General features: G+C 58.1%; 9 protein-coding genes. All 9 read right to left on the bottom strand.

Annotation, left to right across the window (positions count from 1 at the left end; all coding sequences use genetic code 11):
• Positions 1-5 precede the first annotated feature (5 nt).
• From CRO08_RS10305 to CRO08_RS10265, 9 genes are read right to left on the bottom strand one after another with little or no spacing between them, the layout of a single operon-like run.
• A complete protein-coding gene (locus CRO08_RS10305; RefSeq protein ID WP_097036123.1) occupies positions 6-1790 on the bottom strand; it encodes an Ig-like domain-containing domain in 1785 nt (594 codons plus the stop codon).
• Positions 1791-1800: 10 nt separating this feature from the next.
• A complete protein-coding gene (lepB, locus tag CRO08_RS10300) occupies positions 1801-3192 on the bottom strand; it encodes a signal peptidase I (protein ID WP_097036122.1) in 1392 nt (463 codons plus the stop codon).
• A gap of 6 nt (positions 3193-3198) precedes the next feature.
• Positions 3199-3969 carry a LytTR family DNA-binding domain-containing protein gene (locus CRO08_RS10295; RefSeq protein WP_097036121.1) on the bottom strand — a complete coding sequence of 257 codons (771 nt, stop codon included), beginning with the start codon at positions 3967-3969 and terminating at the stop codon, positions 3199-3201.
• Positions 3966-4412 (bottom strand): copper resistance protein NlpE N-terminal domain-containing protein, encoded by a 447-nt coding sequence (locus CRO08_RS10290; RefSeq protein ID WP_072807740.1) that lies wholly within the window; start codon positions 4410-4412, stop codon positions 3966-3968. Before CRO08_RS10290 ends, CRO08_RS10295 begins: the two co-directional genes overlap by 4 nt.
• Positions 4413-4431: 19 nt before the next feature.
• Positions 4432-5343, bottom strand: a complete 912-nt coding sequence (locus tag CRO08_RS10285) for a formylglycine-generating enzyme family protein (RefSeq protein WP_097036120.1) — start codon at positions 5341-5343, stop codon at positions 4432-4434.
• Positions 5340-8795: a hypothetical protein gene (locus tag CRO08_RS10280; protein WP_097036119.1), complete on the bottom strand. Its 3456-nt coding sequence runs from the start codon at positions 8793-8795 to the stop codon at positions 5340-5342. The genes CRO08_RS10285 and CRO08_RS10280 overlap by 4 nt, the downstream gene beginning before the upstream one ends.
• Before the next feature lie 33 nt (positions 8796-8828).
• Positions 8829-9677: a hypothetical protein gene (locus tag CRO08_RS10275; RefSeq protein WP_141398324.1), complete on the bottom strand. Its 849-nt coding sequence runs from the start codon at positions 9675-9677 to the stop codon at positions 8829-8831.
• An 11-nt stretch (positions 9678-9688) separates the two neighbouring features.
• On the bottom strand, positions 9689-11641 hold the full coding sequence (locus CRO08_RS10270; RefSeq protein ID WP_097036117.1) for a hypothetical protein: 1953 nt from the start codon (positions 11639-11641) through the stop codon (positions 9689-9691).
• Between the two features lie 3 nt (positions 11642-11644).
• Positions 11645-12418, bottom strand: a complete 774-nt coding sequence (locus tag CRO08_RS10265) for a PASTA domain-containing protein (protein WP_097036116.1) — start codon at positions 12416-12418, stop codon at positions 11645-11647.
• Positions 12419-12451 lie beyond the last annotated feature (33 nt).

Genomic DNA, 12451 nt, shown 5'->3' with positions numbered 1-12451 from the left:
CAAAATCAGGGAAGCGCCGGCATGTCCGGCAAAAGTTTTGCAATATCGTTCTCGCCGTTCGCCACATGCACCGTATCGGTAGGCGCACGCCAGGGCTTTCCGTAACGGAACGGGGAAAGGGAGCCGCCATCGGGCGTAAGCCTGCCCTCTTCCGCATAGTAGTAGTCAATAAAATACTTGCCTTCCATCAGGTTGTCGAACGCGAATTTTCCACCGTGGTCGCACTTCGTGTAGAAATACTTCTTGGTATCGACAGAGGCGAGTCGCACCGTCACGCCCGGGTTCGCATTCTTGAGCGTACCCTTGAGCGACGCAAGCTTGATCTTCGGAACGGTTTCAAAGCGCACCAACTTCTTGTACTTGAGTTCTATAACCGTATCGCGCACGCCGTTGCTATCCGCCTTTGCGAGCGTCGTGTCCATGTAACCCATCAAGAAATCCACCGCGGCATCGGTCGGCCAGGGCTCGGCAGGCACCGCCATGAACCGGATGGCATCGAGGCGCTTCATGTCGACCTTCACCGTATCCTTGTTTATCGCCACATGGAACGTTTCCTTGAGCGAATCGAGCGGCTTGTTGTAGGCCACCACGAGCGTATCGCCCGGGAAGGCGGACTTTGTCATCGAATACAGCTGGGTCTTCGAGATTGCAGGGTCAAGCGTATCGCTCGCCTTTTCCACCCAGTTCCATTCCACCTCGTCACGCAGGGTATCGAGCATACGGGAAAGGGAATCCTTCGCGTACTTACAGGCAAACTTGTACGTAAGCTCGGGAGCGGGGATAGAATCAAAATAGAACTGCGGCTTGTTGCTCGAGGCCCCCATATACACGTACCTCGGGTGCACCGTGCTGCCGTCGGGGTAAGTCAGCGTGCAGTTCGCAGTATCGGAGAACGCGGAATCAAAGAACACCGGCCTCGAGAAGTTCGCCTCGAGCACATGCGCAAAAGGCTGGCTCACCGATTCCAGTTCCAGGAGGGACGTATCCTGGTCGGCAAGCGCCACCCAGATCGTATCCTTCGTTTCCTCGGTCAGTTCGAGGTCCTTCACCCACACGCCCGCGAGTTCCTGCGCGGGCTCGATTTTCTGGTTACCGTTCACATCCACGAACGCCACCACGCGGTAACGGCCCGGCTTGAGCCCCGTAAGCGTAAAGCTGCCCACGCTATCCGCGCGCGTCATGAACAGCGGGGGCTCCTTCGTGAGCAGCGGGAGCGTATCGAGCACCTTCGTCGCCGTATCGCGGTACTTTTCCAGGTACCTGCGGCCCTCGCGTTCCGCGCCCATCAGAAACAGCCCTATGCTCGGGTAAGTCTTCTTGCGCGTCATGGAATCGTTCACGAGCACGCGCCCCGATAGCGTAAGCGAGTCGATATGGTTGCCCGTAGAAAACACCACGTTGAAGGGTTTTGCAAGTGCGTTGCCGTGCAGGTCCTTGATGCCGCTCGCGAACGTAACCGTATACGTAGTTCCCGTATCGAGCGTGGCACGTGAAGTGAGCACCACCGTCTTCCCGCTCACCTCGAACTTCATCTTTCCCTCGATAGGCGGAGAAATCGATACGGCGCTGCGCGGGATGGACGCGTTCACCCACTCGTCGAATTCCAGCTTCACGTAGAGTTCTTCGGGATGGTTCGTCGTATTCGGGGCCGGGTACACCGCCGCAATGCGGGGAGGCAACTTGTCTTCGGGCCCGCCGCCCGGCGCCACCTGCGTCGCGCACGCCCAGAAGCCGATGCATGCAAGCACCAGTGCAAGGGCGTAGACGTATGCGGGGCGGCTCTTCTTCATCGGGTATTCCTTAACGCTCGATAAGCGGGATTACCTTGCCAATGCGGGACCAGCGGATACGGAAGGGAATGCGCCACCAGGTGAACGGATTCCCCAGGCTGAATGCCTGGTCGTCGTTCTCGAAGGAGAAGTAGATGACGGAAGCCTTCGCGCGGATATTCCTCAGGTTCACAAAGCCCCAGTAACGGCTATCGGCGGAATTGTCGCGGTTGTCGCCCATCATAAAGAACAGCGGAGTCTTCACCGTATAGCGGTCAATCTCCTTCCCGTCAATCGTGAGCTTGCGGCGAATCTCGAGACGCGGAAGCGTATTCGGTTCCGCAAACACGCTGTCAGAAGCAAGCGTATCCCTGCCGGCGCTGTCCTGTGCCACAGCGGAATCCGCAACAACAACCGCAGGGGAACTGTACATCGCGACATTGCCCTCGAGGTCACGCAGTATCGAGCCTTCCAGCCCCACATAGCTCACCTGGCGCGTAAACCCGCCTTTCGCGTGCGGGTCGAACAGCGGCAAAAAGCCGATGCGTGCAAGTTCGCGGAAGTACGAGAAACTCATCGCGCCGCTCACCGTATCGCCCTGCGTAAGCCTGTGCTGGATTACGGTCCTGTTGCGCGTGAACATCGCATTCAAGAGCATGCCGCGGTCGTTTTCCACCGGCACCTTGAAGTCGGTAAACTCGAAGTTGTTGTCCTCCACGCCGTCCTTCAACAGCGTCAGTTCCAGTTCCACGTGGCTATCCGGATTTTCCTGTAGGATTATGGAACGCATCCACCAGAGTTTCTCGAGCGGGAGCGAATCCAGCACGAACTCGTCACCCACACTCGGAATCACGAAGGTCTCACGCTCGTCACGCGGGGACTTGCTGCGGTACGTCTCGGTCCACTTGCCGCGTCCGGGAATCGTATCCTGCTTGACCCCGTTGATGTAGAGCCTGCCCTCGTGCACGGCAACCGTATCGCCATGCACGGCGACGCAACGTTTGATGTAGTCCTTCGGGCCGTCCGCGAAGTGTACCAGGTGCGGCTGCCCCGCCTCGGGCTCGTGGTCCCAGTAGAAGTTCCCGAACATCAGCGCGTTGAACAGGTGCGTGTAGCGCGCGGGATTGTTGTCGGGGTATTCCGGCTCCCCCGGGTAACGGAATATCACCACGTCGCCGGGCTTGGGTTCGGCATACCCGGGAAAGTGCTTGTTGGTAAACGGAATCGGGGAACCGTAGGTGAACTTGAGTCCCAGCAGAAAGTCGCCGGTATGCAAGGTGTCTTCCATGGACCCGCTCGGGATCTGGAATGCCTGAATCACGTACTGGATTACCACGAGCGCAAGCACGATAGGCACGATTATCTCGCGCGCGAGCGACTTCAGGAATTTCTTTATCGAGAACTTATTCTGATTCTGTTCCATAATTCACTAGAGATTGCGTACGGACTTCACGAAGTTGCGGCTCACCAGAATCTGGGTGCGGTCCTTGTCGCGCAGCACCACATTCAGGCGGCTCATGTCCGACTTGCGGATTTCGGCGATGTAGTCGATGGCCACGAGATGTGCACGGTGCACACGCACGAACTGGCGCGGGTCGAGCTTCTTCTCGAGATCCACGAGCGGAGTGTCTATGATGTACTGGTTCGTCGGCGTATAGACGGTCGTGTACTTCTCCTCGCTGTGGAAGCGAATAATCTCGTCCACGTTCACGAGCAAGATACGGTCACCGATCTTCATCTGGATGCGCTGCAGGTACTGGTCGCCCATCGCCATGAGGGAGCGGAACTTTTCCCACGAGAAATCCGCGGGCATCTGGTTCGTCGCCTCGATATCGGGCAGGCGCTTGCGCAACTTTTCCATCGTCGCCTCGAGGCGCTCGGGGTCTACCGGCTTCAGCAGGTAATCCACCGTATTTTCCTCATAGGCACGCAGTGCAAAGTTCTCGTACGCGGTAGTGAACACGATGAGCGGCATCACGTCCTCGTCCACGTTCTTCAGCACCTCGAAGGCATCCATGTCGGGCATCTGGATATCGAGAAACACCACGTCCGGAGTGAGCTCGTTTATCTTCGAAATCGCCTGGGCACCCGAGCCCGCCTCGTCAATAATCTCGAGATCCTCGGAATACTTTTCCAAAAGCGAACGCATGCGCACGCGGGCGAGCGGTTCGTCGTCAACAATCAGCGTCCTTGCCTTCATTTTACTTCTCCTTCCTTTTTCTTGGGTGCAGTAATAATCTTTATAAGGTCGGCCTTCATGCCGTTCTCGTCGAGGTAGACTGTACCGGCACCGGTAAGCATCGAGAGCGCACCATACTTGTCGACCGCAAAGTTCAGACGAAGCCCGTCATCGAGCACCACGGATACCTTGCCGTCGCCAAACGAGTACTTGCCCCTGAGCGAATCAACCTTCACCGTATCAGTCATGAGAGTCTGCACAAAGAGCAGCGTGCTGTCTTCGGCGAGTTCCATGCGAACGCCGCGGGCCTTGCAGTTTTCGCAGGGGAGCCTGCCCGAATAGAGTCCCACGAGAGTCTCTGGAATTTCCACCTTCGGCAATTCGGGGAGCGGAGCCGGTTCTTCCTTGGAACAACCAGCCAAAAATAGACCCATACAAAGGGTCGCAAGCACAATCCTTTTCATGGGCTATAATCTAACAAAATTAGAGCAGTCCGCGGGAATAAACCACGCGGAACCCAAGCGTCGGAGCCGTATAGAGCGGGTCCTTCTTTTCGCGGACATCCGGAGCGCAGTCCTTGATGGGGTCGCTCCAGCCGCCACCGCGCACCACGCGGGCCGTACCCGAAGTGGCACCCGTGTAATTGTCCATGGCCTTCGTCGGGAATGTGCCGTACCAGTCGTTTACCCATTCGGCGACGTTACCCGCCATGTCGTACAGGCCGTAAGGATTCGGCGGATAGCTACCTACCCTCGTGGGGCCAGAAGTTTGTCCGTAATACACGTAGTCCGACGCCTTGTCCGTACCCCAGTAGAACATCGTGTTCGTACCGCCATGCGCAGCGATTTCCCACTCGATTTCTGTGGCAAGGCGGAACGATTCCACCCCGTAATCGATTTCAAGATCCTGCAGGTAGTTCTTGTCACCTACGGAAGAATAGACGTAGGCCGTATCGAGCCCCATGCTCTTGGAAAGTTCATTGCAAAAGAGCACCGCATCGAACCAGGAAACATTCACTACGGGGTTCTCGGGGGCATCCTTTGGCTGGTCAGGCGTGCCGCCCATCGCCTCCGCATATGCCGCCTGAGTCACTTCCGTCGCCGAAACGGAATACGCACTGAAAGAGAACTCGACAGAATTGACCTTCGCCTTCCCGCCCTGGAATTCAACCCAACGCAGAAGATTGTAGATAGAAGAATCGCGTTCCGCGCCTTTCCCGGATTCGCTACTGGAAGACTCAGTGCCAGAAGAAGAACTCGCCGTTCCCGAATCGGAGTTCGGGGCCGTCGGGGCAATCTCTTCGGGTTCTCCGCTTGCCGTGCAGGCGGAGAACGTGAGAAGAAGCGAAATAGCCACGCTTGCAAGCGTTAGTTTGTATGCACTTTCGCAGGTCATTTAATCACGCCCACGCGGTAGAGTTTCTGCTTCGTCTTCCCGCTCTTGAACTTCACCTTGAGTTTCACCGTATAGACGGCGGAACCGAGTTTCTTCAGGTCAAGATTTTCGAACTGGTTGCGGCCCTGCGCAGGTTCTTCCATCTTCTGCTTGAACACGCAAAGGCCCGTGATGTCGTAGAACTCGAGGGTAGCGTCCTTAGCCTGCGCGCCAATCTCGAAACGCGCCTTCGCGACACCTCCGCGTACCGGGTTCGGGAATACGAAGAACTCGCTTATCTCGTCCTTCTCGGATTCCTTCTCCACGTTGCCGAGCCTGCTGGCATCAAAATAACCCGTGCGCTCGTTGCCACCCGCGGGGAGAGCCCATGCCGCAGGCGATTCCGCAGCCGCCCCGTTCGCCTTGCGCAGGCGGAAAGCGGAGAGGCTGTTGCGGTGCAGTGCGTAAAGTTCGGGACCCGAAGATTTTTTGCCCGGAACGGCGTCCGCGACGAAGATACTCATCGGGTAGATTGTCCCAAGCGTATCCTGGTATTCAAAGCTTCCTGCGGCCAGCGGGAACTGGTCCTTCACTTCCGTGCCCTTGCCCGTATAGGCGTACACGAGGCCGTCGCTGCTCGGGACAAGAATCTCGGGAACGTCGTCGCCGGTAACATCCACAAGGAGCGGGTCGCTCATGAATCCCGTAACCGGCGTACCGCGGGATATCTTCACCGGGAATCCGGGAACCGGGAGGCCCGAACGGTCGAGCGCATACACCAGGTTATCACCTAGGAACACGATTTCGGGGTAGCCGTCGCCGTTGATATCACCCAGCGCAATACCGGAAGTCTCGTCCCTCAGGCCACTTGTGCCACCGGCGCCGCGCTTGTAGCTTTTTGTCCAGAGAGTTTTGATTCTGTCTTCCATCTTGAAGGCGGCTACGGTCCCGCGGCTACCCACAATTACAGGTTCATTCTCACCATCCCTATCAATGTCCGCACAAGCAACACGGAAGGCTTCTCCCTTCTGCTTCGAGACGATTTCGGACCTGCTCATCGCCATGCCCGAGGGTATTGCAACACGGAGGATTTCTCCACCCGAACCGGCAACCACAAGGAATTCTACGCCTTCCTTGTGCGGGCAATATGCCATGTCTTCCGGAACAAATCCAGGTTCCTTCCAAGCAGGGGCGGCGTCTTGCCATTTGAGTTCTCCGTCCGACAGCACCGCATGATCGACAGCGCCTTCATGAAGTACCCAGATGCGGTCATCCACAATAACCGGGCCGGCAACCGCACCCGTCATCCTTTGTGCATCGACGGCCGGGAGCCCACCCTTGAAGGATGTCCTCACGAAGTATTCCTTATGCAAGCTATAAACATCCTTGCCGTCGCTCGCCATGCCCACGAGCGGACCGTAGCTTGCGCCCACGCGGTACAGCGGCACTTCGCGCTCGGCGCCATTATGGGCAAGCGACTTCTGCACAATCGCGGTATCGGCCACGAACAGCGTATCGCCCAGCGCACTGAACGCCTGCAGCGTTCCGTCTTCCGCACCCACCACGAGAATCTTCTCGCCCTCATTTTCAGGGTCATCCACGAACACCGCGCCGCGCACCGCCGAATTCAGGCCAATCTCGCGCGGGAACTTGCCGCCCTCGATGCTCCCGTCGTCGATGCTTATCGTCACGCTAATGGTCTGTGCGGCAAAGTTCACCACGCTGTCGCCCATGAAGGCGTTCGCGGTCTTTTCCTCGCGGGCATCCTTCGGCACGTTCACCGTAATCTTCACGCCGGTATAGCCACCCATGGTGGTCATCGTATTCGCGTAGCCCGCGGGTCCGATCGCCTTCACCGTATCGAACTTTTTCTTTTCGGCGTAGCGCAGGTGCGGCAACAGGTCCGTACCGCTTCCGTAGTCGTACGTATCCTCGCCAAGCGCGTTCTTGAACGTCTTCCCGATAGAGAGAACGCCGTCGGATTCCACCATCGCGATTCCGAACTGGTGGTCGCGCAGGGTGTCGCCGCCCCAGAAATTCGCGATGCCGTACTGCAAGGTCTCGCGCAGGTACCAGTCGTTCACGCGCCACACCACGATGCCGCTCGCCGGCAGCCCCGCATCGTAACTGCTCAGGCCAACGATAAGGCCCTTCGCCTTCTTCTTGTTTACGGCGAACTTGCCATCCACGCAGGCGCCGTCCTTGTCCTTCACGCACACGCTGTCCTCGAACACGAGGTTCAGGCTATCCACCGGCACCGTGCGCCAGGTGGTATCGGTATCGTCGTCCGTCGTCCCGAGAATCACGTTCACCGTACCGTCATCGCTCCAGCTGCGCTGGCGATTTTCAATAAGCAGGTACTCGCTAGCAGAGAGCGGGACCTTCACGATTTCAGTACCCTTGCCCGTACCCGCGGCAGAGATATCCACCGTCACGGGCTTACCCGCAACAGGGCGAACTTCCTTTACCTGCGACCAGCCCATGTAGGCGCGTTCCCACGCGGCAGGCACCGAGGGCATGAATCCGTTGCCCGCGTTGTAACCCGCAAAGTCCATCACGTCGTAATAGCCGAGGCGGCTGATTCCCTTCACCACGTCGTATGTGTTCGGGAGCCCGATCTCGCGCGCAAGCTGGTTCACCAGGATTCCGTTCACGCCCCAGTTGAGGCCATCCTGCGAGGCGGTCTCGCTCAGCACCATCACCGAACGAAGCGTATCGACCTTCCCGCCCGGAATGCGGATGCCCATCGTCGCGGTATCGCCGACGCTCGTAAGCCCGATTACGGGTTCTGCGGCCTTGCTCTTCGCGGAATCAGCCAGCAGGTATTGCCAGTCGTCGCCGGCAATGTAGATGTCCATAAAGTCGCCCGGAGTGTCCGCACCCTTCGTGCCCATGCTCCCGCCATCCACCAGGCGGCTTGCGCCCGCATGTATAATCATGTAGGCTCGCTTCACGTTCGGGTTGTCCGAAACCGGAATGCGGAACGGCCCCGCCTCCGAGGAATCCGCGGCGGCAGCGGCAATGGCGTCGTAAATGAACGTGAGGTAGTCGCGACTGCGGGCCTCGTCGTACTCGGCGGTCTTTTCGCCCTTCTTCTTGCTCGTGCGGTTGTAGTCGATAATCGGCTTGGCCAGCGTATAGACGGTAGAACCCGTGGAGGGGTCAGGGAACACGCGGGCCTTCACCACCAGGTTCCCGCCGCTCACCGCATTGAAGTAGTTGTTCGCAAATTCAAAATGCTTGAGCCAGTACGATGCCGTACCCCTGCGGCCCGGAGGGTCGAGGCTGTAGGCGTCCTTCTCCTTCTTGTCGGAATCGAAAACGCCCGTGCCCGTCGTAAGCGAGTTGTCGTTCTTCTCTTCCTGGAACTGGATACGCAGCGCAAACACTTCAAGAGTATCTACGGCGAACGAGTTCGGCGCAAAAGCGAGTACACCCAAAAACAATGCAAATAGGGTCGCATTAAACTTCATGGTTACAATTTACAAAAAATAGGGCCTGAAAAGTTATTCCCCGACGGCCTTGTAACTTCTAGGAACGGTAAGGCGCCAGGTCCCGGGGCTAAACGATTTCCCGCGGGCCACCTTCTTCACGCGGATTTCGAGATACTTCGCGCCGCCGCGCTCGAACACGATTCTTTCGGGCATCTCCACGCCCTCGAACTCCCTGAAGTCAAAATAGCGGATGGTTTCAGGCTTGCCGTCGCCGCCCATACGCGAGAGCCACGCCACGTGCGGGCCTTCCTTCGCGAACGTAAACGAGCGTCCCGTCTTCTCGCGGGCATAGGTAACGCCCTCCACCCGCGTGGAGTCGCCAGGCGGTTCAACCTCCTCGTAGCCCTCGGGCAGGAGCGTTCCCTTGAATAGCGAGGCCACCTGGTGAATGTTCACCGTCGGGATAGAGGGTTCACCGAATAGCCCCACCATGTAGCCCGCGCCCTTCATGTAGAGTTTCTCCGTCGGGAAGGTCATGGTCCAGCCTTCCTCCTGCCACAGGAGCGAGGCGACGCCTATCCCCATCGGGCCCGTAAGTTCCATGCGGTAGCGCTTCCCGGGTACCGAGAACAGTACCGCGTCCAGGTTCTGTTCCTTGCCGTTCTGGTCCACGAGGGTAATCGCCATCTTCGCGCGGAGGCTATCAGGCTTCGGCGCTTCGGGCGCACACGCCACACCTGCATTTGCCGCACTTGCCGCGCCATCTGTTGCGCCGGCATCTGTTGCGCCGGCCACGCACTTCGCCGCAGCCGGTTCCACTGCGGGTTTCGACGACGCACACCCCGCAAGCCACACGGTCACAGCACAAAGCACAGCAAGCGCAATGCGGTTCACGAAAGCAGTGCGATTTAAGACAAACAAACGCATGAATATTACTTCTTGCCCTTCAGGAATTCGAGCGCCGCCGGGTGTCTGGGCCTGAGTTTCAAAAGCCTGCGGTATGTTTCCGCCGCCTCGGTCTTCTTGCCGACGGCCGCCTGTATCGCGGCCAAATGTTCCAAGTACTCGTCATCGTCCTTGAACTTTTCGGGATTGACCTGCAAAATCACCTCGAGCGCTTCCTGAAAACGGCCCAAGCGGTAGAGCCCCCAGGCCTTGGAATCTATAATCGCATCGGGCTTGTCGCCCTTTATCGAGTCGAGAGCCTTGAGTACGAGCGAATAGCCGTATTCCACCTCGGCCTTGTTGCGGTTCAAGTTAATGAGCGTATAGCCGTAGTAGTTTGCCACCTCGGGGTAGTCAAGCTTTTGCAGCTGAGGCGACTTGAGAATCGCTTCGAACATCGCAAACATCTCGTCTATGCGGCCGAGACGTTCGAGGTTGCGGGCCATCGTAAAGCGGAGCGCGGCATCGTCGGGTTCCTCGGCCAGAATACTTTCCCAGAAGAGATGCGCCTTCGTGCGCGCCTCGCGTGCAGCGGCACGGTTCAGGGAATCCTTCAGGGTTTCCTTCGGCTTGCCCGCAGTGAGATTTTTGAAGAAATCCGTAAACACGGTCTTGCCTTCGAGATCGCGGGCCTGCAACATAAGCACGTCGGCATAGGCACGCTGGAACCTGCGGTACTTTACCTTCGCGGCGGCCATCAGCTTGTTCAGTTGCGCGGAATCCACGACCGCCTCGAGCGGGGTCCACTTGCTCCACACGCCGAGCATCGAATCCAGCAGCGCGTACGCCTTGTCGTATTCCTTCGCCGTCCCTAGAGCAAGCGCAAGGAACACCTTCCCTTCGCCCTGCAGCAGGGAATCCGCCTGTTCCGCATAACGCACGCCTTCCTTGTTCTGCCCACGACTAAAAGCGATTGCCGAAAGGGTCCTGCAAGCCTGCGCCCCGTAAGAAGGGTCGCGCCCCAGCTTCAGGTGGACACTGTCCAAATGGACCTTCGCGCTGTCAGTCTCGCCCAGCATGTACTCGTTGAGCCCGAGGTGGTAAATGAGTTCCGGCACGCGAACGCCATCGTTATAATACTTCTTCTTGAGGAACTTGAGCACGGGGTCGCGCGGGCCATCGACAAAAGTGAGGAGAGCAAGCTCGATCATCATCGCATCGGATTCGGTCGAACCCGTAATGGTATCGGCAATCGCGCGCGCCTCGACAAAACGTTTCTGCAGCACCAGCGCATGCACGCCCTTCGCCAGGTATTCCCTGTCGCCCGTAGCGTCGTACGCATTCATGAAGAGTTCCACGACAGCGGAATCCCTCCCCAGTTCGGCAAGGAGTTTCACCTGCCTGTTGAAAAGCGACTGGATGTAGTTCGCCTGCGGGAGCAGCCGGTCGTACACGCGTACCAATTCCTCCTTGTCCTGCACCGCCTCCAAGAAGAGACTGTAGTCATAGAGGAGTTTCATGTCCTGATTCTTCGAGGAATCGAGGGCGGCCACAAAGTACTTGCGGGCGGAATCGGCAACGCCTGCCACCAGGTACACACGCGCCATCGTCTCGAGCTGCGATGCAGTCACCTTCCCCTTCAGGGAATTCGCCTTTACCGCAATGCCGACCGCAAGCGAATCCGCGCCGTGTGTAAGCAGTTTCTGAGCCACCTTGAAGGCAAGATAGCGGTTCTGGGGGTCGTACTGCCACGCAAGAATCCACAGCGAATCGGACTCGCGGTCAAGCCCGCGGAGTTCCATGTCCATCGCGGCGATAAACGCGGCATGTGCCGTATCGAGATTTCCCATGTATTCCTGCGGGGCATCCGCAGCAGGCGCCGCGACCGCCGGAGTCGCCGGAGCGGCACTATCCGTTTTTTTCACGGGAGCCGAGCTGCACGCCACAAGGGCGAACGCAGTACAAGCAAGTACGGCAAGCAGCTTGGCAAAAAAATTCATAGTTTAGTCCACAATGACGAAATCGATTTTCGTGTCGGGCTTCAGGTAGTCACCTTCCTTCGGAGCGGTCTCGAGAACCGTGCCCGACATCTCGCCGTTTTCGCCCTTCACGCGCTTGATCTTGCCCACGCGGAACCCGAGCTTTTCGAGTTTCGGGTAAACGTTATCCATTATTTCGCCTTCGAACGAAGGAAGCATCACCTTGCCGGTGGTTACACCCGCAGAAATAACGACCTTCACCGTATCGCCCATACGGACCTTGTTACCCGCCATCGGTTCCGTGCGGATAACTACCCCGCGGGGGATACTCGCATGGGCGCCCTTCACGATTTCGCCCTGCACGAGGCCGGCACGGGTAAGCGAGATTTCGGCCTGCTTCTGGCTCTTGCCGCGCAGGTCAGGGATTTCCACCTCGCGCACGCCGAGGCTCCTGGTGAGCTTTACCGTGCGGCCGAGCTTTGCGGTACGGCCCGCGGCAGGCATCTGCACGAGCACCATGCCCGCAGGCACCTGTGCGCTGTAGCGGCCCTCCTCGAGCCATTCGTACTTGAATCCGGCGGAATCGAGCGTCTTTTCCACTGTAGAGGCCTCAAGCCCTTCCAGGTTCGGCACTATGCCCGTCTTTGCGAAATGCCCGGAGAATATAGGCAGCGCAATCTTGTCGACAACAAAGGCGAGCACGACCAGGCCCACAATCCAGACTATTACCGCCTTCACGATAGGCGACGTCTTGAACCAGGTCAACAACTTGTTTATAATGGATTTTAGTTTATTCATACAGCGGTCATTAGTCACAGGTCAATAGGCGGC

Source organism: Fibrobacter sp. UWT3, from assembly GCF_900230125.1.
Taxonomy (GTDB): domain Bacteria; phylum Fibrobacterota; class Fibrobacteria; order Fibrobacterales; family Fibrobacteraceae; genus Fibrobacter.
This window is presented reverse-complemented; position numbering and strand designations above follow the sequence as displayed.